Here is a 19,163-nt window from a genome sequence, read left to right on the forward strand (position 1 = left end):
CAAACGAGCAGAATTCGACAACCGCCGATGATAGGATCATGGCATGGCTGACGCTCCAGAGAACATCCCAATGCGATTGCCCGATCCCGCCTCGATCGAGGCGGTTCTCGCACGTCTTCCGACCGGATCTGACGAAGCGGCGCTGGCGGCCGCGCTCACAGAGGCGTTTCCGGGATTTCCGTTTTCGACATCGGGCATTGACGAGCAGTATTGGCGCGACACGCGCTCGGTGGTCGCCGCCGACGGGACACGGATCGCAGAATACCGGCCGTGGATGGAAGCGGAGCTTGCCAAGGACAATGGCGACATTGGCGCGCTCTGGACGCGACTGCGCGAGAGCGACCTTCAGATCTCGGAATGGCACGGCAACAGTGTGTATGCCTTCGCGCCAACTGGACCGGGCGCGGCGGACTATGTGCAAATCCGTCTCGGTCTGGAAGTTGAATGGCGTGCCGGGCCGATCGTCAATCCGACATATCGCCCTTGGGGCAAGGGCGAATTACTCGATCCGTCATGGATCACGCACGAAGATATGTCCGACGACAAGGTAATCGCTGGTCCGCTCTATCGGATGCTTGGGCGCCCAGGCAGCAGCGTCGTCCATGTCCGGAGCTTCCTGACGCGGTGTGCCCGCCTCGAGCGCGAGAAGCGCGAGGCGCAGCGGCCAGAGATGGAACGCCGTGTGGTACGTGAAACGACACGCGAGGGCACGACCGAGACGCCGTTTCTTGAACTGGTGCCGGACTGGTTCGAGTTCGTGCCGCGGGAGACGCGCTTCTTCCAGGATTGGGAAGAATCAAGCGCTTCGGCCGAGCGGGTCTATGTGCACTGGGCGCTCGACATTTACGACTACGACGATAAAGGCACACGCGAGATCGGATTCGTGCCGCGCCCGCGGCATCTGCCGGAAGAGAGGCTGATCGCTGGCGACGCCTCGGTTCATATCCTGATGGATCGCGTCGAAGCCATCGACCGTGAGGTCGGCGTCCCATTTGGTTGGTTCTTCTTGATGACCCATGGTAATCGAGTTGCGCCAGAGGTTGGCCAAGCGATCGCCAAGGGCCTGCGTAGTCAGCGCGTGGTCTTACCCGATCGGGATGCGCGTGTGCTTCTCCGCTGGGCCGAACGGTCCTATGGATTCTAGGAAGACAGGGCCGCGGCGGAAGGCCTCAGTAAACCTAACGCCACACTATCGGAGCTCTGGAAAGAGCGTCGCGACCAATCTGCTTGAGGTAGTCAGGCCTCCTCTCACCTGTTGTCGCCGCTTCCAGAAGCCGGCACGCTGCGGGCTTTCGTTCGCTACGTCGAGCGATCTCAGCTGGGTGCGCCCGCCACCCGGACGATGGCGCTGGACTTCGTCCTGTCGTTCGGTGGCGCCGCCGACAGCCGCGCGGTCCGTCACGGCGTGCTCCGCCGATTCTACGAGTACCTGGTCGTCTACGACCCCCAGACCGAGGTCTTGGAGCGCAGAGCTTTCCCGTGGTCCAGGGCGATTCCGCCGCCGCGCATCCCTAAGTGAGGCTGAGCTGACGTCGCTTATCGACGCATGCAGCTTCATTTCGCCAGGGACCCCTCTCAGGGGCCGCACGATGGCGACGCTAATCGGATTGTTGGCCAGCACGGGGTTACGATCGGGCGAAGTGGTCAGGCTTGATCGCGGCGACGTCGATCTGACCAACGGGGGCATCCTCGTCCGTAAAACCAAGTTCCGTAAAGACCGCCTGATTCCTGTTCACCCAACGACCCAGGCAGCCAAACTTCGTCGATACGCCCGTGAGCGCGACACCGTGTTTCCCAGGCCCAAAGGCGAGGCGTTCTTCCTCAGCTCGCGAGGCTGCCGTCTGTCGGCAACCGGCTTGCAAAGCAACTTCGCTAAGGCCCGCAAGCTCGCGGGCCTTGACAATGGCAAGCCTCTGCGACCGCACGATCTCCGGCACCGGTTCGCGGTGACCAGGCTGAGGCTGTGGCACCACGAGCGCGCGGACGTCCAAGCGCTGCTGCCCTTACTCGCCACCTACCTCGGCCACGCCAACTATAGCGACACAGCCTACTACCTCACCGGCTCGTCGGATCCCCACCAAACGGGCCCACATCGAGGTGACGCATCATCTCACCAACGCCGAGGTGGAGGCTATCATCGCAGCCCCTGATCAGACGACGTCCCGCGGTCGGCGCGACCGGGCCTTTCTGCTCTTCTTGGCGAGAACCGGCGCTCGCGTGTCCGAAGCGACCGGCGTCAACGCGAACGACCTTCAGTTGGAGCGAGGACGCCCGCAGGTGCTGCTTCATGGCAAGGGACGCCGAGATCGCGTCGTTCCCATTCCTCAGGATTTGGTGCGATCGCTGACCAACCTATTGAGCGAACGCGGCCTCGCCCATCATGAACCGCGGCCAATCTTCGTCGGGGTCCACAACGAGCGCCTGACGCGTTTCGGCGCGACACACATCGTGCGGCGTGCCGCCTCCCAGGCCGGGTCCACGAGGCCAAGCTTGGAGGGCAAGCCGATATCGCCGCACATCTTCCGGCATTCCCTCGCCATGAAGCTTCTCCGGTCAGGCGTGGACCTCCTGACGATTCAGGCTTGGCTTGGCCATGCTCAGGTCGCCACGACCCACCGATACGCCGCTGCGGATGTCGAGATGATGCGCCGGGGACTTGAGAAGGCGGGCGTCTCAGGCGACGGAAGCGCTTCTGGCCCAGATCGCCGTCGCCAAATATGCCGATGGCCTGCCGCTCTACCGGCAGGAGGCTATCTACGCCCGCGACAAGGTCGAGCTCGACCGCCAGTTGATGGCGCAATGGATGGGCAAGCTCGGCTTCGAGCTCGAGATCATGGCCGACTACATCTTCAGCGAGGTCAAGAAGGCCGAACGGGTCTTTGCCGACGAAACCACTTTGCAGACGCTCGCTCCGGGCTCCGGATCGACAAAGACGGCCTATTTATGGGCCTATGCCAGGGATGATCGAACGTTTGGCCGCAACGGTCCCCCGATGGTGGCTTATCGCTTCGAAGACAGCCGCTCCGGTGAATGCGCGGTCCGCCATCTCAATGGTTATCGCGGAATCCTGCAGGTGGATGGCTACGCCGCCTATAACAAGCTCGCGCGATCCGATCGCGGCAATGATTGCATCACAGGCTGGCTGCTGGTCACACTGCAGACGCAAGTTCTACGAGCTGCATGTTGCAGGGAGCTCAGAAGTGGCAACGGCGACGGTCGAGCGGATGGCGAAGTTCTGGCAGGTCGAGAAAACGATGCGCGGTCAAAGCCCCGACACTCGCGTTGCCGCGCGCCAGCAAGCCTCCGCGGCGATCGTCGCAGATCTCTTCGATCTCTGGCAGCAGACCTTGCGTCGGATCTTCGGCAAATCAAAACTGGCTGAGGCGATCCGCTATGCCGTCTCGCGCCGTGCCATCTTCGAACGATTTCTGACCGATGGTCGCATCGAGCTCGGTAGAGTCGACGACTGACGCGGTGGCTACAGGTTCCGAGGAGTTGCCGTTGGCCGGCAGCTTTCGCTGAGTGCCGGTGGCTCATTTCGGACCATGGCTCCGTTTCCAGTCGCCGCTCGTCAAACCGGACGTGCGGATTTCCCGCATCCGGCTTTCTCTCAACCCATCAAGCCTTCGCTCTCGGCACGTCGGCACGCGCTCTTGGGAGGCGGTAGAGGCCAAGCGTTTCATGCAGGTATTCCTGCGAGTAACGGTTGAAGCCCCGGCCACGTGCCCCGGTGCGCTGGACCAACCAATGACGCAGACGACGGTCGACGTATTGCCGAATGAGGTTGTAAGTTTCCACCACTGGACCTTGGTCGAAGTAGCCGCACCAGCCGCGTAGGAAGCGGTTGATGACAGCGACTGTGTTCTCCGGTGAGTCCGGATACCACTGACGTGTCGTGCGGTCGTGGACCTGTCTGAGCAATCGTCGAACGGCTTTCTTGGAAGGTCTTGTGCCAAGAAAGGCTTGACCTCCCTTTCCATAGAAGCGTCCGATCGTATACCCGAGGAATGTTACGCTATCCTCTGGGACCCGAGCGAGTCGCGTCTTGGTATCGTTCACCTCCAACCCGAGCCTGTTCATTAGCGTCTGCATCCGCGCCATTGCCGTCTCGGACGAACCGGGGCGACAGCAGATCACGAAGTCATCCGCGTAATTCACGATATGCGCATCGAGTTGATCTTGGTGTCCGTGTTTGCGCCAAGCCAGCAGAAACCGACGAAAGTAGAGATTCGCCAACAACGGGCTCAAAGGTGAGCCTTGTGGAGTTCCTCTTTTCTTCGTCCGAGCCTCCGCCGTCCTTGTGATCCGCCGGCCGTCCTTCTCGATAACCGCGACTGTCAGCCAGCCTTTGATCATCGAAAGAAGCCGACCATCGGCGATCCTGCGTGTGAGGCATTTCATCAGTGGTGCATGCGGAATCGAGGTGAAGTAATCCCTCAGGTCCGCATCGACGATCTCTGATCGCCGATGATCTCTGATGTGCCAGAACACGCGGCGCACTGCCATCTTGGCGTCCACCTTCGGGCGGAAGCCATACTGGTTCTCCAGCAGGTCCGCTTCGAAGATGGCGCCGATCACCAGCATCGCCGCCGTCATGACCGTTCGGTCTTTTACGGTTGGAATGCTGAGCGGTCGGCGTCCGCCATTGCTCTTCGGTATCCATACCCTCAGAAGGGGCTGCGGTCGGTAGTCACCCGCCGTCAGCTCCTGTCTGACATTTTCCAGCCATCGTTCGCGTCCCTCGGTTTCGATCTGAGCAAATGTGATGCCATCCGCCCCCGGCGACCCCCGGTTTGCTCGGCAGCGCCTGTAGGCTTCCTCCAGCACATCCAGTCTGCAGATTTTGTCCCAAAGAGAGTAGAATCGATAATCTGGTTCAGCCTTAGCTTTCGCCTGCAGCGAGGTCTGAAGTTTCTGAACGGATATTCTCGGTGTTACTAGGTTCATCACCAATCGCCGTGTTCTCGACTACCGAAACCGGCAGCTTTACGTCTTGCCTGCCGAAATCGAAGTAGTCATACTCAACTTTGGCTGACCAGCCGGGCAGGAAGGCATACTCGATGCCCGCACCCAATGTGCCGCCAAATATGTTCTTGGTCGCTCGGCCATCGGCAGCACCGTTAGCAGCAAAGCCAGCCCCCAAGTTCGATGTAACGGCAAAGGACTGGTTGATGCCGATGCTGGAATCGGCCCAAGCTGCGCCGCCCTTGATGTAGACTAGGCCGCGGTCGCCCACCGTGACGCCGACCCGTCCGGTGATATCGGCAATCCATTTGGTGTCGTTCGTGCAGTTCAAGACCACAAAGCAGCCAGTGCGCCCCTTGATACCACTCCATAAAAAATCGCTTTCCACGCCGTAGACCATCACACCGGACTGGAAATTGTAACCGGCTTGTACGCCGCCGAGGAAGCCGTTCAGCTGCACCTGCGGCAATGGCACATTCAAATCGGCAGTGCCGCCGATGAGCTGGTTTACGGTCTGGTTGACGGGGGCGCCAATGAATGTATTGCCCACAGCGAGGTCGGTCTGGCTGGTACCCCAACCCGAGCCTACACTGCCGCCGATGTAACCTCCAGTCCAGCTGAAGAGAGGATAAACGGGAGCCGGCGCTTTGACGACAGGTGCCGCAGGCAAATCAGCAGCTAAACTTCCGCTCCCAAAAGCGATCGTCCCGAACGCAATGATGCTCGCGAGCGACAATTGCTTGTTGCACTTCATCCGAGAGTCCTCCTGCTGAGCACGGAAAAATATTGCGTAGCTTGTCCCCAAGTTGTGGTTAGCTCGATAGTTCGAGCTGGCAGGCAGATCACCTCTCCAATCTGGTAGGAGGCAGCATCTTGCTGCAACTGCGACAGCCGCTTCTTGCCGTGTCCATTCCAGAGAGGCGAGCAGGCTCTGCTTTCATGCTTGTACGACGGTGCTCAGCAATCCTTTCGCGAAGATCCGTGACACGGCCGAATAATGGGCTATTTTACAAAGCCACGTCGTGGTGATTCTCGCGGCCCTTGGCCGACGTATTGCGCGGTATATCGTTAATGGCTGGGCCTCGATTTGGCTGCGATTTCCACGTTCGCTCTTGATGCGACCCACCATCGGGAAGGGTAGGCTCGATGTCGACGACTCGTGCGTTTCATGTCGTTGTCGTCCGGGACGCGTAGAAGATGTATGTCCTTGCTCTGGTCACCCAAAAAGGCGGAAGCGGCAAGAGCACGCTGGCGGTCGGAATTGCAGTCGCAGCGTTGGGGAACGGGGAGCGCGTCGCAATTGTCGAGGCGGATCCACAAGGCACGATTTCAAAATGGAAAGAGCGGCGCCGCCATCCCGATCCCCGGGTCGTTCGGGTCGCTGATTCGGCCGAAATAGAACGGGCGCTCGTCAGCCTTGAAGCCGAGGGGATCTGGCTTACGGTTATCGATACCGCCGCCACGAACAATGCACTGGCCATGCGCGCCATCGCGAGGGCCGATCTTTGCCTGATCCCGGTGCGTCCGAGTCCCGCCGACATCGAAGCTGCGATACCGACGCTGATTGCTATTCGTAGGCTCAACCGCCGATTTGCTTTCGTCCTCGCTCAGACGCCACCGCGGGGCTGCCGCGTGAGTGAAGCCGCGACGTCGCTCAATTCGCTCGGGGTGCTCGCGCTTCCCTATGTCGGACAGCGCAATGACCATCAGGACGCGCTTGGGGCAGGATTAGGCGTGACGGAGTTTGCACAAGAGGGAAGAGCCTCGGAGGAAGTTCGTGAGCTGTGGCGCTGGATCTTGAAGAAGCTTGTCGAGGGGTCGTCAGATCATGAACCACACGCAAGAAACGAAAAAGCCGCGTACTAGGCAGACGCGCTGCGCGCGACGCTCGCTCGTGGAGCTTACCGCGGCGGCGAGCCGAGCCGTTGACGATGGCCTGTTTGTGCTGCCCCGCGGGATTGCTGCTTCCAATCTGCGATCGGAGCACTCAGGCCCGAATACGTCTGATCAAACAATTCTTGCAAGGCAAGCGACGGCTCCGAGTCCCGTTGCGGTGCTTGAATCTCGGAATGCGGCGGCGCCGCGCAAGGACGAACTCCTAGATTCCGACACTACCACCGAGATGATGGTGAAGGTTGCCGAAGACTCTCAAGACAGAGCTTCTGAAAACATCAAAGCCAGCCTGAATGCTGCCTTGGACCATGCAAACGGCCTCGTAGAGACGCGGGTGGGAGGCGAAGCGGCGTCGAAAACCGTCGTCGCTTCCGGACTTGAAAGCAATTTTTTGACCGTTCTCAAAGAAGCCGCAACGGGGTTTCGCGCGGATGCGGCCGAATTAATCATGCAGAAGGAACCAGCCGACAGCGCGGGACAGTCGCAACCGCGATATATGCGGCGGCTCACCGACGAGGCGGTCAGATTGCTCGACGATCTTCGGAGCGGCAAGCTGGAGAACCAGGCGAACTTCATCCTGAGCGAGTGCTTCAGGGAAGCCGCCAGCGCGTTCTCTATCATCAATCAGCAGCTCAAGCGCGACGGCTATCCCGCGAGCATTGATCCATCAATCTTCATTTGGCTTGCCAATATCACCGAACCGGAGACGCGTGACACCGGGACCAAGCGACTTGAGATCGTACCCAACCACCGAGGTCGTCCGAGCACGTACACGCGCCAGGTCGCTCAGTTCATCTGGCACCTTGTCGAGGGACAGGGCTGCGGGCGCCAGGCCGCATATCGGGCGGCGCTCACGAAGTTCTCCGTAACCGCGAGTTTCGTCGAGAACGCCTATGCGTTTTGGGAGCCGGTCTTCAAACGGGCGGGACCGCACGTGAGGATGCTGACCCGCATTTCAGATCCAGAAGTGTAAAGTGTCAATCGGCTTGCAAATTTGACCCTTCATCGGCGTCCAATTTTGACCCCTTTCCGCGGCGGGGTTTGCTGGTAGCGCTCGTCTCGTCGGAGCTGGCCGGGATAGCGGAGGCGAGACGAGCGCGGGTGGCGTGATCGTCGTCTCGGCTTTTGAACCGCCAGCTATCGTTGCCGGTCTCGACGATGTCGCAGTGATGGGTCAATCGGTCGAGCAACGCTGTGGTCATTTTGGCGTCGCCGAACACGCTGGGCCATTCGCCGAATGCGAGATTGGTGGTCACGATGACGGAGGCGCGCTCATAGAGCCGGCTGACGAGGTGGAAGAGAAGCTGGCCACCGGACTGGGCGAAGGGCAAATAGCCGAGTTCGTCCAGCACGATGAAGTCCATCCGGGTCAGATGCTCGGCAAGCCGTCCCTGCCGTCCATTGCGGGTCTCGGTCTCGAGGCGGTTGACGAGGTCGACCACGTTGAAGAAGCGGCCGCGGGCACCAGATCGGATGCAGCTTCTTGCGATGGCAATGGCCAGGTGGGTTTTGCCTGTGCCGGTGCCGCCGACCAGCACGACGTTGCGCTGTTGGGCGACGAAGCCGCCGCCAGCAAGATCATTGACGAGCGTCTGATTGATCGGCGTGCCGTCGAACTGGAAGTCGGCAATGTCCTTGGCAAGCGGCAGCTTGGCAATGGTGAGCTGGTATTTGATAGATCTGGCTTGCTTCTCGTTGATCTCGGCGGAGAGTAGATCGCCAACGATGCGCTGGGGTTCATGCTGACGTTTGACGGCAGTTGCCATGATCTCGTCGAAGGCAGCCTTCATGCCATAGAGCTTGAGCTCGCCCATGAGGTCGAAGATTTGAGTTCGTTCCATCAGTTGGTCCTCCGAAGGTTGTCGTAGCGGGCACAATCGGCGATTGGTGCATGACGGAGCGTCAGGGCGGCTGGCGTCATGATGTTGGCCGGCGGGGCTGGCTCACGTTGACGGGCCAGGATGTTGAGCACCACATCGGCGGAATGAACGCTGTGACTGAGCGCTTCGGCACAGGCCGCTTCCACCGCAGGCAGACCGTCAGTCAGCACCGCGTTGAGGATGTCGACCATCTGCCGATTGCCATCGTCGATGCTGGCAAGCTTGCGCCGGATCCGCTCGATCGCGGCCGGCAGCACCCAGTCCTTGAAGGGAGCGCCGTTGCGTAAGGCGCCGGGGTTGCGGGCGAGCACCGGCACATAATGCCAAGGGTCGTAGACGGTATCGCCGCGGCCAAAGGATCGCTGATGCTCGGCAACGATACGTCCATCCTGGCGGATCACGATGCGATCGGCATAGGCTTGAACCTCGACCGGTCGTCCGACTGCACTGGCTGCGACCGAGTACTTGTTGTTGTCGAAGCGCACCAGGCAGGTCTTCGAGACCGACGCCGTCACCGCATGGAAGCCGTCAAATCGCCCTGCATAGGGAACGAGCCTAGGGCGTTCGACTTCGAACACGTCCCAGATCGTCTGATCGACCAGTTCCGGATGGCGATGAGCCTTGGCGTAGGTGATGCATTTGTCGAGCAGCCAGGCGTTTAACTCGTCGAGGTTTTTGAACCGCAGACGCGGCGTGAAGAAGCGTTCCCTGACCAGCCCGACCTGGTTCTCAACCTGCCCCTTCTCCCAGCCAGACGCCGGCGTGCAGGCGACTGGATCGACCAGATAGTGGCTGCACATCTGCAAAAACCGGCGATTGTAAAGACGCCCTTTACCGACGAAGATCGTCTCCACGGCGGTCTTCATGTTGTCGTAGATGCCGCGGGTGCAGGTGCCCTTGAACAGCGCGAACGCTCGGTCGTGGGCGTCGAACACCATCTCCTGCGTCTCTCGCGGATACGCCCGGCAAATAGCATACGGCTGTGGCAGAGCCGGACGTGAGCAACCTTCACGACCACGGTGGTTCCGCTCAACAGCACCACCTCATGGCTCCAGTCGAACTGGTAGGCTTCGCCTGGCGCAAAACTCAGCGGGACATAGGCCGCCGCGGTCGATTGCCCGCGTTCCTTGCTCCACCGCCTGGCGTAACGTCGCACCGCATCGTAGCCGCCGTCATAGCCGCGACCGCGCAGCTCTTCGAAGATCCGGATCAATGTCAGCTGCTCACGAGCCGATTTAGCCGCGTTCGCCGCAAGCAGCCCGTCAAGTTCGACTGCCCATCGTCCGAGCTTTGGCCGCGGCTGCACTTGCCGCTCATACTCGAAGGAGGTCTCTCCCGACCTCAGCACCTTCCGAACCGTGTTCCGTGACACCTTCAGGTCACGGGCGATCTCCTTGATCGTCTTGCCCTTGATGAAGTGCTCGCGCCGAATCCGCGCAATCGTCTCCACGACCAGCATCCTCCACCACCTGCTTTGTTACGAAGCAGGCAGCGCAACAGACCAACCTGTAGGGGGGCAATTTTGGACGCCGATCCCCCGGCTTAGGGGGTCAATATTGCAAGCCGAATGACACCATCGAAGGCAGCTGTGACTTTCTTGGCGTGAACGGCTGGAAACGAGGATGGCAGAATCGTATCATCGGTCATGGCGGGCGTGGTTTAAGGTGATGGGGTGGCTTCGCAACCGAATCCTACGCCGCATCAGCGCTTTACACCACGCTCGCCAGCCCTCAGGCGCACTCTTACGAATAAGACGGGCTAGCGCTCCATCTCGCCCATAAGAATTTCATCTGAGACGTATCGTGGATTGGAAATGACAGTCCGCATTTCCGCATTCTTGCCCTCGTCCGCAAACCGGAATCCCTTCTTGTAGAAAAATGCTGAAGCTCCTTCATCTTGAGAGAGAAGGGATAGCTTGGAAAGGCCCGCGGACTGCCTAGTATGATCGGCGACTTCAATCATAGCCGTCCCGACCCCTTTGTACCTCGACCGGCCGAGATTTTCTATGCTGAGAATTCGCAAACTGTTGCGCCCCGGCGCCACGGTCATCGCTCCCACCTTATTGCGTTCATTGGCATCAGTAAACAAAGAAACACTTTGGGCGTTGCCAATATTGCTACTTACTCTGTGTAGGCGGACTGACACACCTGTCCTCTTGTCAAAAGCGGAAGACGCTGGTCCAGCAGCTAAAGCGGCCGTAAAAGCAGCACCATCTGCGCCAGAAGTGCCGGCCAGCGCATCGCGCTGCTGGTCCACACTTTGCCCGTCGGAGGGCCAGTTGTTGTAATTGGTTCTCATCACAACGAGCTACTATTTGGACGAGCTGACAGAAAGCTGACAAAGCCGACGCATGAGCCGGTCCTTTACGAATAAGACGGGCTAGACTGCCGCTGGGGGTCACTCCGATGGGTGAAGCCAAGCGCAGACTTGAGGAAATGAAGGTGGCACCTTGTCGTTGTCGATCGGGGCGACAATCGGCTTCCTGCTGTTTTGATGGTGTTCGATGGCACAAGCCGGCTTCAGGGCTTGACCTTCGATCCGGCTCGCCCAGTACGACACTTGAACGCTGTTACATGCAGGAGCTGGGAAATTGCGAAGCGCCAATCTCCGGCGAGCATCTGATCAGCGAGGCTGTGATCGAAATACTTCGCGGGGACGGTAATTTCACGGCCTCTGGACTGCCTTGGCTCGAAGCAGGCGAAACAAAGGCGCTGGCTCCAAAGAATCTCACCGCGAACTGCCTTTGTAGACGACACAACAGCGCGCTGTCGCCGTTGGATGCCGCTGCCAAGATATTCTTTGCCGGCCTCAGGGACTGCTTGGAATCGAGCGAAGCCGTCTTGCCGTACTTGCTGTCCGGTCATGATGTCGAACGCTGGCTGCTGAAGACGCTCAAAGCTAACGAAACGGCCGCAGCCCATATCGGCGGCAAAGCGCCAGAAAAAGGTGCCGAGACCACTGGTCGGGAAGTGAGAATTGCTGTTCGATTGGTGGATCGTGGCGAGCGAGTTCCTCGACCCGGGCCCGCACCCGCTGCAGCGCGGCTTCCGCCGCATGGCGCTCACCAGCAGTTCCGGCCCCCACGAACAACGCCTCGATCTTCCGAAGCTTCTCGCGCAGCTGCGACTCGCTGTTCATTCTGATCCCGTTGCCCGCTCCGAACCGGGATCACCCCATCACCGCGCCCCGGCGGCGTCAATCATCCCGACCGCGCTATCCAGAGCATTCCGCGCAAGTCAAGCCCGGGAACCGGTGATCCTGTCGTGACGCTCACGTACAAGCTGCGTTTGATGTAGGGCAGAAGCGACTGCCTTGGTCGTGAACGCGTCCGACCGGAATTTTCGCAACGATTTCGACAAGAGCTGGTCGATCGACGTTGCAAACAGCGAGCTTGAGTGAGCGCGCGGCCTTTTTGGCCGCCGCCGCCTGGCGCTCCGGAAACCGGCCGGCCTTCGGCTTGCCGGTCGCGTCGATCCCGTAAACGATGATTGCCGAGGCGGAGAGTGTCTTTTGGTTCGTGAGATTGGGCTTGGCCATTTTGCCCTCCTGAAAAGCCGAAGGGGCCCGATTTGGGCCCCTTTCTGAAACGGCGTTGTCGCTGGTCCTGCGGGATGCTCCCGGCAATGGCGGTCTTGTCATTGGACGACTCCTTTGCTGAAGACGAGAAGAGCGTTCAAACAATCTCGTCGTAAGTATAATAAAGCATATCATCCAAAAGCGCAATGATTGCAATAATTTAGCTGCAGAAAAATTGCGCTTAAATAGAAGATAATTACTGTAATTTCCGCGCTTTTTTGGCACAATTACTGTAAACAATACACGACGAAAGATCGCATGACTTGCGATCATCAATATTGTTGCCGTTGCAGACGTTCAAACCGTCAGCAGCGCAGTAACGCCAAAGAGCGTGCTGAACAAAGCGCGGAAAATCCGCCGGAAAATTACGATCAAACTGGCGCGCGTCGATCTGTGCCGAGACGCGCCGCAAGACCTCGGCGCAGCCGCCGTCTGCATAGCAACGGGGACCGTACGGATGAACCATGCCAAGTTGCTCCAAAATCCCGGTTCGGACCAGAAAGTTGTGAACCAGCCGATCCACGACGATCATGGCAATGCCAACTGCATACCAATCAGGACGGGCCTCGCGATCCGCCATCAAAACGGATGAAAGCGTCATCGTCAGAACCTTGTCCGAAACCCCAAAAACATGACGGGTCGGACCGACTAACCTGTCTTATTCGTAAGAGGCGCCCGAGAGGCTGGCGAGCGTGGTGTAAAGCGCTCATACGGCGTAGGATTCGGTTGTGAAGCCAACCCCATCACCTCCAACCGCGAACGCCACGCCCGCCATGACCGACGATACGATTCCGCCCTTCTCGTTTCCAGCCATTCACGCCAAGAAAGTCACAGCTGCCTTCGATGGTGGGCGCCTAACCTCGAACGGGGGCGTGATGCTTCTGGCGATGGCCGAGCGGCGTCTCGGCTTGGCCGACAATCTGGCCCGGGTGTTCCCGGATCGGCGCGATCCGACGCGGGTCGTGCACAGCCTTGTCGATATGAAGGAGGAGCTTGGACTTGATCACTTCGAAGGGCGATCATGGCAAGGTCTTCATCGCCACGCCCTTATGACAATGATTGCCTACGCCTTCCTGCAACATCGTCGCCTCGCATACGCGGGGCGGAAAAAAAAGAATCAACGGGCCTCCGCCTCAACCAACCATGCCCGCCGCACGCCATGCCATCGTCGATCTCATCCTTCGGCCGCCGCCTCAGCAATGCCCATATTGCCGAAAGCAAATCCTTGAAAAGCAGTGGCGCAAACGCATTCTGTTCGCGGTAGGGACACCCATCACTGGGCGCCCCCCGCGCAGATCCCGGCGAGCCCAATTAAGGCACCGGGCTCCTACCTCGGGTGTTTGACGGCGAAGCGCAGCTTCGGCCATGGATGAAGGATGCGAGCCTTGGGGAGCCAGTCATCGGTGATCTGCGTTATGCGATCCCAGGTCAGACAGGTCCGCTGACTGCGCCGCCGAAGCGTCCGCCTCCAGAGATCGGTCAGATAGAACCGAAACGCATTGAGCGCTCGGCCATTCGTCGGGACAGCAAAGTACGCAAAGTGGCCGGTCAAGACCTGCCTCAGCCATTTCCCTTGTGCAGGGATCGGCCAGTGCATTCGGCGCCTTAGCTCCTCCTTGATTTCGCGGAGTTTGGTTCGCAAGCGGTCGCTACGGGTCTTCCGTTGAAGCTGGAAGCGCCCTTGGCGTGATTTGCCGCAGATAAACGTGAACCCCATGAACGCAAAGGTTTCCGGCTTTCCGAGTCCGCGCTGCTTGCGTTGAGCCGCCGCATGGCGACCAAACTCAATCAGGCGGGTCTTGGCCGGATGGAGCGTCAGCTCGAACTCCTCCAGTCTCGCGCGCATCGCGTCAAGGAAACGACGTGCGTCATCCTCGCGCTCAAAGCCGACTACTACATCGTCCGCGTAACGCACGATGATCATGCCGCCGGAGACCTCGCGCTGTCGCCGGCGTTTGGCCCACAGGTCGAGAGCGTAGTGCAGGTAGATGTTGCCGAGAAGCGGTGAAATCACCGAACCTTGACCCGTTCCCCTGTCATCAGCGGCTACGACGCTGTCTTCGAGAACACCCCCGCCTTCAGCCATTTCTGAATGAGGCGGATGATGCGCTTGTCGCCGATCCTATGTTCCAAGAAGCGAACCAGCCAAGGTTGACTGACTGCGCCAAAGAAGTTTTGGATGTCGGCGTCAATGATCCAGTTCACGTTCCGCGTCTCGATCGCTGTGCAGAGCGCGTCCAACGCATCATGTGGTCCTCTGCCGGGCCGAAACCCGTAGGAAAAGCCACAGAAGTCTCCTTCGTAGATGGCGTTGAGCACGATGACGGTTGGCGCCCTGGACGATTTTGTCTTCGAGAGCCGCGATCGCTAACGGGCGCTGCTTGCCGTCTGCCTTTGGTATGTACGTCCGGCGAGACGGTTGCGGGCGATACGCTCCTCGTTGGACCCGTTTGTGCAGATCGGCGAGCCGGGGCTCGAGATCTTCCTCGTAGTCCTCCCACGTCATGCCATCCACTCCGGGAGCAGCCTTACGCCTGAGCGCAAAGAACGCCGCCCGCAGTGTATCGACATTGATGTGGTGAAAGAGCGCGGTGAACCGGTCCTTCTTCCTCAGCCTTGCGGCTGTCCGTACGCGGTCCAGCGACTGGGTCATGCGAGCCCGGCCCTGTGTCCGGTGCATGCGCTGCTGTTCCGCGTTTCCCTTGGTCCCCGGCCTTGGCTCCGCCCACTCCGCCGCCAGTAATCCGGCTTTGTTCGTTGGCTTCTCAGCTACTATGCCAGAGTCAGACTTCTCCGTGTCGTGCATCAGCGGCTACAGCTCCTCGCCTTCCCGCTGCGGACCATCTCCTCCGAGAAGGAAGATGGCCGACCCGGAGATATCCCGGTTCCCGTACAAGGAGCTTCCATACATGCCAGGGTCTACGACCACGCCGGGTTGGACGGGTGCTCGCGTTTGCGCACTCGCCCATATTGCCTTCCGCTCTTTGGACAGCGTCGGCTCCCGAGATAACACTGTTTCGCGGCTCAATGGCTGGCCTGCATGCTCCCCTACCGACGCTTCGCCGACACCCTCGCGGACGCCTGCGCACGGCTCGGGGCCGATGTGGTTCGCTACACCTTCATCGCAATGGACTTCCACCATCTATTCCTTGCCGGTCTCCCGGCGCACCCAAAGTAGTGATAGGGCTTCAATATCGCTGCGCGTGCGATTGTAGACGATGAGATGATGGCTAGCCTTTAGCAGGTTCCGCGCCATTGGCGCACCCATGTGGCCAAGCCCGATGAAGCCGAGGTCCATCGCAGGCATCGTCAACTAATCGATCGCCGAGCTGAAGGAGGCGAGTCTCAGAGGTCGAGAGTCGGCGATAGCGCTTGTCCTGGAGATCTCGCGCCAAGTCGCAAAGGCTCGTTCGCGCGAAGCTCGACGGAAGTCGGCCGTGACGGCTCCGGGATAGGGGATGTGGAAAAGGTTCGCGACCTGATCGTGAACTGACAGAAACCGTTGAGCCTGATGGGGACGATTTTAAACGCTTCATGATCCGCTCGCGTCGCCGCGTCGGCTGATGAGAATTCTCGGCCCGATTGTTGAGAGCTTTGTGCTGGCGATGTTCGACGTGAAAGCCCATCTTCGCCCTCGCAGCGCCGTACGAACGCAGCTTATCCGTGATCATCACGCGCGGCGGCGTGCCGGCGGATTTCAAGAGCTTCTTCATGAGCCGCTGGGCAGCGCGCGAGTCTCTCTTCGGCGCTGGATCAAGACGTCGAGAACGAAGCCATTCTGGTCGACAGCGCGCCAGAGCCAATGTTGTTCGCCCGCGATCGAGATAACGACCTCGTCCAGATGCCATTTGTCACCGCGGGTGGGAGCGCGCTCGACGGATCCGATCGGAGAACAGCTTGCCGAATTTCCGTCCCCCCTGGCGCACGGTTTCATAGGTCATGCCAATGCCACGCGCCGCCAGCATTTCCTTGACCAAGCGCAAGCTTAAGGGAAACCGGAAATACAACCACCGTTCATGATGAAGGATTTCGCACAAAACCCGAATGCGCAAGTGGCAGGACTGGCGATAGCAGGACCACTCCGAACACCGTCATCCATGGGCGGAGGTCAAAATCCATCCCTGCAACGAACCTGCTTGTCTTGTCATGCATTTCCCCTGTCGTGACATGCTTGTTGTCGGCCAAAATGCTACAGAGTTTACCTTCAGTCCACGGATGTGGCCGATCCACCGCGGTAGCGACGTCCGTCAAATTCCCATGTGACTTCGCCTGCTTCTAATCAGACGGGCGCAGCCAGAAACGCGTAGCCTTCACGAAGAAGGCCCATCGAATAGTCGCGGCCATGCTCCGGTTTGCGCTCTTCCCGGCAAATGGCGTATGCAATGTCGTATACGCGCCCGACTCTTTCTTCGCGGCGTCGGCAATAGGTCTTGAGCGCAGTCTCCAGATCGTCGTTGCGATTCAGTTCCTGGGCCAGAACCAGCGCATCCTCGATCGCCATTCCGCCGCCGGATGTCATTTGCGGCATCAACGAATGGGCAGCATCGCCGAGCAGCACGACACGGCCACGGTGCCAGGGGGCTGGCATCATCAAGACATCAAATGGGCGGTAGCTTATGTGCTTGTCTTCGCCGATCACCTTGGCAGCCGCGACCAGTTCGGGCGCCGTAAAGGGGGCGAGCAGGTTACGGAGATAGTCGCACACCCGATCTTGCGGAATACGAAGCTTTTCGTCCGTGCTTTCCAGGAAGAATAGATAGCACAATTCCTTCGATAGCGGCAGCGCGCCAACTACGCGGCCCGTCGGAAGGCGGTACAGGACGAAGCCATTCATCGCCTCGGTGCGAGAAACCGTATAACGCCATACCCCTTGGCCGGCGTAGTGCGGCTTGAACTCGTCGCCGAAGATGCTCTGGCGGATCTTGGAATAGACTCCATCCGCAGCGATCAGCAGATCGGCGCGATCTGTCTCGCCGTTCGATAGCTGAACCGTCACCCCTCGATCGTCCTGATCAATACGGGTGATCGTTGTGTTGAAATCGATTTTCGCGCCGCTCTTCGTCGCAAAGTCTTCCAGAATCTGTCCCAGACGTGGCCGCATGAGTCCCAGTGCGGCTGGACGATCAGCGTCCCAAATTCTTGGTGAGGACTGTTCGCTCAGAATCGTTCCCGCGCCATCGCGTACCGACACGGTATCCCAACCAAGGCCGCCTTCGAGGCAGGCATCCACCAATCCCAATTCGGCAAGTGCCCGCAAGGCATTCCCCAGCAGCGTGATACCGGTGCCGATCCGGTCACGCTTATCTCCCATCTCAATGACTCTGGTAGATACGCCTATCCGCTGAAGCGCATGGGCGACCGTCAAGCCGCCAATCCCGCCACCTACGATGAAAACCTTCTTCACCGCGCCCATTTCTCCTCCTCCACTTGTTGGTATCTTTTTTATTTCTTGGCGATCACCCCCCGGGGGCCGCCGCGTTCTATGAAAAGCATTGTATTCTGTAACCTACCAATCCTGCTCTCGCCGAGCACCACCAAGCGCAACACCGATCCCGCTTACATCCATTTCAATGACGTCGTCGGGCTCGATCCGCTCGTCCAAAGATCGGCACACGACTACCCATCGCGCGCTAGAGCGAGACCGCAATGTACTTTGGTTTCAAGGTATTCCTTGATGCCTTCGGTTCGAGCCTTCACGACCGAGGCCGCTTGCCTTGCTGCCACCGAAGGGCGCCGCCCGATCGGACGCAAGTCCTCTGTTCAGCGCGACCATGCCGCTCTGCATTTGCCCGGAAAGGCGCAAACCACGCTTCAGGTCCTCGGTGTAGACGTAGGAAATCGGCCCAAATTCGGTGTCGTTGGCCAACTTCACGGCGCGCGCCTCATCGTCGAAGGGTGTTCGCCGTCAGGACCTGTGAGACAAATTGAAGGATTTTGCGGAGGGAGGATTTCTGGTTCATCGTAGCCACCAGGAGCGAAGATGAAGCAGAAATCCGTACCGGGCAAAGTGCCGCAGAACAAGTTCTAAAAGACATTCTGCGACAAACCCGCCGGCATTATTCGTCGGAGGAGAAGATCCGCATTGTGCTGGAAGGATTGCGCGGCGAGGAAAATATCTCCGAGCTCTGTCGCCGCGAGGGCATTGCCGCCTCGATGTATTACGGCTGGTCCAAGGAGTTCCTCGAGGCCGGCAAGCGCCGCCTGGCGGGCGACACGGCACGAGCTGCGACCTCCGGCGAGGTGAAGGATCTCCGCCGGGAGACTGTTGCCCTGAAGGAGGCCGTAGCCGATCTGACCCTGGAGAACCGTCTGCTCAAAAATAGCATGAACGGGCTCTATAGGTGAATGCTCCGCATTCACCTGTCGGGTGAGAGAGGGGGAGGACGAGGCATGAGGTATCCCGCCTCTGAGAAGGCCGAGATCATCCAGCAGGTCGAGCAATCGCATCTTCCCGCCAAGCGCACGCTGGACAAGCTCGGTATCCCGCGCGCCACATTCTATCGCTGGTATGATCGCTACCGCGAGGGAGGCGTTGAAGCGCTGGCCGATCACCGGTCTCGACCAGACCGGGTCTGGAATCGCATCCCCGACGATGTGCGGGGTCAGATCATCGACCTGGCGTTGGAGTTGCCTGAGCTGTCGCCACGCGAGCTGGCCGTGCGGTTCACCGACGAACGAAAGTACTTTGTATCCGAGGCCTCGGTCTACCGGCTGCTGAAGGCAGAGCTGGCCCCGCAAATTCGGACAGTAGCTTGAGTGGATTTTCTGCCTGACAGCGGCGAGGATTCTTGCTGCGAATCAGGAGCGAAGATGACGAAGAAGAGCCGCCGGACGCATTCTCCGGCATTC

At 59.5% G+C, this 19,163-nt stretch carries 16 protein-coding genes and 7 pseudogenes; 9 read left to right on the forward strand and 14 right to left on the reverse strand.

The genetic code is table 11. From position 1 onward, the window contains the following. Nucleotides 1-43: 43 nt before the first annotated feature. From I6F38_RS38915 to I6F38_RS38930, 4 genes and pseudogenes are all read left to right on the forward strand, one after another. On the forward strand, nt 44-1,144 hold the full coding sequence (locus I6F38_RS38915) for a hypothetical protein (protein WP_018647441.1): 1,101 nt from the start codon (nt 44-46) through the stop codon (nt 1,142-1,144). Next, nucleotides 1,134-2,150, forward strand: coding sequence for a tyrosine-type recombinase/integrase (locus tag I6F38_RS44320; RefSeq protein WP_307724540.1), 1,017 nt, complete (start codon nt 1,134-1,136; stop codon nt 2,148-2,150). Before I6F38_RS38915 ends, I6F38_RS44320 begins: the two co-directional genes overlap by 11 nt. Further along, nucleotides 2,125-2,577 (forward strand): annotated as a pseudogene (locus I6F38_RS38925) (tyrosine-type recombinase/integrase); the annotation flags it as partial. The gene I6F38_RS44320 and the pseudogene I6F38_RS38925, both read left to right, overlap by 26 nt. Nucleotides 2,578-2,680: 103 nt before the next feature. Continuing rightward, nucleotides 2,681-3,452 (forward strand): annotated as a pseudogene (locus I6F38_RS38930) (IS66 family transposase); the annotation flags it as partial. Between the two features lie 166 nt (nt 3,453-3,618). Here I6F38_RS38930 and ltrA read toward each other — a convergent pair. Both ltrA and I6F38_RS38940 read right to left on the reverse strand, forming a co-directional pair. Then, a complete protein-coding gene (gene ltrA / locus I6F38_RS38935; RefSeq protein ID WP_014498615.1) occupies nt 3,619-4,947 on the reverse strand; it encodes a group II intron reverse transcriptase/maturase in 1,329 nt (442 codons plus the stop codon). Further along, nucleotides 4,883-5,719, reverse strand: coding sequence for an outer membrane beta-barrel protein (locus tag I6F38_RS38940; RefSeq protein WP_011090915.1), 837 nt, complete (start codon nt 5,717-5,719; stop codon nt 4,883-4,885). The genes ltrA and I6F38_RS38940 overlap by 65 nt, the downstream gene beginning before the upstream one ends. Nucleotides 5,720-6,162: 443 nt before the next feature. Between I6F38_RS38940 and I6F38_RS38945 the strand changes: the two genes are divergently transcribed. Both I6F38_RS38945 and I6F38_RS38950 read left to right on the forward strand, forming a co-directional pair. Further along, a complete protein-coding gene (locus tag I6F38_RS38945; RefSeq protein WP_011090916.1) occupies nt 6,163-6,831 on the forward strand; it encodes an AAA family ATPase in 669 nt (222 codons plus the stop codon). Further along, nucleotides 6,794-7,831 (forward strand): hypothetical protein, encoded by a 1,038-nt coding sequence (locus I6F38_RS38950; RefSeq protein WP_011090917.1) that lies wholly within the window; start codon nt 6,794-6,796, stop codon nt 7,829-7,831. Before I6F38_RS38945 ends, I6F38_RS38950 begins: the two co-directional genes overlap by 38 nt. Before the next feature lie 4 nt (nt 7,832-7,835). Here I6F38_RS38950 and istB read toward each other — a convergent pair whose 3' ends face one another. From istB to I6F38_RS38980, 6 genes and pseudogenes are all read right to left on the reverse strand, one after another. Continuing rightward, on the reverse strand, nt 7,836-8,699 hold the full coding sequence (gene istB / locus I6F38_RS38955; RefSeq protein ID WP_011090918.1) for an IS21-like element helper ATPase IstB: 864 nt from the start codon (nt 8,697-8,699) through the stop codon (nt 7,836-7,838). Beyond that, nucleotides 8,699-10,197 (reverse strand): annotated as a pseudogene (gene istA / locus I6F38_RS38960) (IS21 family transposase). The gene istB and the pseudogene istA overlap by 1 nt, the downstream one beginning before the upstream one ends. 299 nt (nt 10,198-10,496) lie before the next feature. Continuing rightward, nucleotides 10,497-11,036, reverse strand: a complete 540-nt coding sequence (locus I6F38_RS38965; RefSeq protein WP_014498653.1) for a GNAT family N-acetyltransferase — start codon at nt 11,034-11,036, stop codon at nt 10,497-10,499. Nucleotides 11,037-11,636: 600 nt separating this feature from the next. After that, nucleotides 11,637-11,876 (reverse strand): hypothetical protein, encoded by a 240-nt coding sequence (locus I6F38_RS38970; protein ID WP_018269532.1) that lies wholly within the window; start codon nt 11,874-11,876, stop codon nt 11,637-11,639. A gap of 132 nt (nt 11,877-12,008) precedes the next feature. Further along, nucleotides 12,009-12,275, reverse strand: coding sequence for a hypothetical protein (locus tag I6F38_RS38975; RefSeq protein ID WP_014498652.1), 267 nt, complete (start codon nt 12,273-12,275; stop codon nt 12,009-12,011). 235 nt (nt 12,276-12,510) lie between these two features. After that, nucleotides 12,511-12,915: a hypothetical protein gene (locus I6F38_RS38980; RefSeq protein ID WP_011090921.1), complete on the reverse strand. Its 405-nt coding sequence runs from the start codon at nt 12,913-12,915 to the stop codon at nt 12,511-12,513. Nucleotides 12,916-13,087: 172 nt separating this feature from the next. On the opposite strand from I6F38_RS38980, the pseudogene I6F38_RS43845 reads away from it, so the two are divergent. After that, nucleotides 13,088-13,297, forward strand: a pseudogene (locus I6F38_RS43845) (transposase); the annotation flags it as partial. Next, nucleotides 13,295-13,543, forward strand: a pseudogene (locus I6F38_RS43850) (IS701 family transposase); the annotation flags it as partial. The pseudogenes I6F38_RS43845 and I6F38_RS43850, both read left to right, overlap by 3 nt. Before the next feature lie 98 nt (nt 13,544-13,641). Here the strand turns inward: I6F38_RS43850 and I6F38_RS44325 are convergent. The 6 genes and pseudogenes from I6F38_RS44325 to I6F38_RS39010 form a co-directional block, all read right to left on the reverse strand. After that, nucleotides 13,642-14,328 (reverse strand): reverse transcriptase domain-containing protein, encoded by a 687-nt coding sequence (locus tag I6F38_RS44325; RefSeq protein WP_026192139.1) that lies wholly within the window; start codon nt 14,326-14,328, stop codon nt 13,642-13,644. A gap of 32 nt (nt 14,329-14,360) precedes the next feature. Then, a complete protein-coding gene (locus I6F38_RS44330; RefSeq protein ID WP_342714148.1) occupies nt 14,361-14,519 on the reverse strand; it encodes a hypothetical protein in 159 nt (52 codons plus the stop codon). Nucleotides 14,520-15,456: 937 nt separating this feature from the next. Further along, entirely contained in the window at nt 15,457-15,612 is a 156-nt protein-coding gene (locus tag I6F38_RS38995) for an NAD(P)-binding domain-containing protein (RefSeq protein WP_018269530.1), read from the reverse strand. Between the two features lie 15 nt (nt 15,613-15,627). Next, nucleotides 15,628-16,366, reverse strand: a pseudogene (locus I6F38_RS39000) (IS6 family transposase). 227 nt (nt 16,367-16,593) lie between these two features. Beyond that, nucleotides 16,594-17,727, reverse strand: coding sequence for an FAD-dependent oxidoreductase (locus tag I6F38_RS39005; protein WP_011090930.1), 1,134 nt, complete (start codon nt 17,725-17,727; stop codon nt 16,594-16,596). A gap of 246 nt (nt 17,728-17,973) precedes the next feature. Further along, nucleotides 17,974-18,186, reverse strand: a complete 213-nt coding sequence (locus I6F38_RS39010; RefSeq protein WP_014498644.1) for an aldehyde dehydrogenase family protein — start codon at nt 18,184-18,186, stop codon at nt 17,974-17,976. Nucleotides 18,187-18,294: 108 nt separating this feature from the next. Here I6F38_RS39010 and I6F38_RS39015 point away from each other — a divergent pair. Next, nucleotides 18,295-19,040 (forward strand): annotated as a pseudogene (locus I6F38_RS39015) (helix-turn-helix domain-containing protein); the annotation flags it as partial. Nucleotides 19,041-19,163: the final 123 nt, after the last annotated feature.

Source organism: Bradyrhizobium sp. BRP56 (genome assembly GCF_020194035.1).
GTDB classification, from domain to species: domain Bacteria; phylum Pseudomonadota; class Alphaproteobacteria; order Rhizobiales; family Xanthobacteraceae; genus Bradyrhizobium; species Bradyrhizobium australafricanum.

Excerpts from the sequence above, each read along its gene's own strand:
- I6F38_RS38995 (WP_018269530.1), bottom strand. The coding sequence starts at position 15,612 with ATGGACCTCGGCTTCATCGGGCTTGGCCACATGGGTGCGCCAATGGCG.
- I6F38_RS38945 (WP_011090916.1), top strand. The coding sequence starts at position 6,163 with ATGTATGTCCTTGCTCTGGTCACCCAAAAAGGCGGAAGCGGCAAGAGC.
- I6F38_RS38940 (WP_011090915.1), bottom strand. The coding sequence starts at position 5,719 with ATGAAGTGCAACAAGCAATTGTCGCTCGCGAGCATCATTGCGTTCGGG.
- I6F38_RS44320 (WP_307724540.1), top strand. The coding sequence starts at position 1,134 with ATGGATTCTAGGAAGACAGGGCCGCGGCGGAAGGCCTCAGTAAACCTA.
- I6F38_RS38965 (WP_014498653.1), bottom strand. The coding sequence starts at position 11,036 with ATGAGAACCAATTACAACAACTGGCCCTCCGACGGGCAAAGTGTGGAC.
- I6F38_RS38975 (WP_014498652.1), bottom strand. The coding sequence starts at position 12,275 with ATGGCCAAGCCCAATCTCACGAACCAAAAGACACTCTCCGCCTCGGCA.
- I6F38_RS38980 (WP_011090921.1), bottom strand. The coding sequence starts at position 12,915 with ATGACGCTTTCATCCGTTTTGATGGCGGATCGCGAGGCCCGTCCTGAT.
- I6F38_RS38950 (WP_011090917.1), top strand. The coding sequence starts at position 6,794 with ATGAACCACACGCAAGAAACGAAAAAGCCGCGTACTAGGCAGACGCGC.
- I6F38_RS39005 (WP_011090930.1), bottom strand. The coding sequence starts at position 17,727 with ATGGGCGCGGTGAAGAAGGTTTTCATCGTAGGTGGCGGGATTGGCGGC.
- istB (WP_011090918.1), bottom strand. The coding sequence starts at position 8,699 with ATGGAACGAACTCAAATCTTCGACCTCATGGGCGAGCTCAAGCTCTAT.
- I6F38_RS38970 (WP_018269532.1), bottom strand. The coding sequence starts at position 11,876 with ATGAACAGCGAGTCGCAGCTGCGCGAGAAGCTTCGGAAGATCGAGGCG.
- ltrA (WP_014498615.1), bottom strand. The coding sequence starts at position 4,947 with ATGAACCTAGTAACACCGAGAATATCCGTTCAGAAACTTCAGACCTCG.
- I6F38_RS38915 (WP_018647441.1), top strand. The coding sequence starts at position 44 with ATGGCTGACGCTCCAGAGAACATCCCAATGCGATTGCCCGATCCCGCC.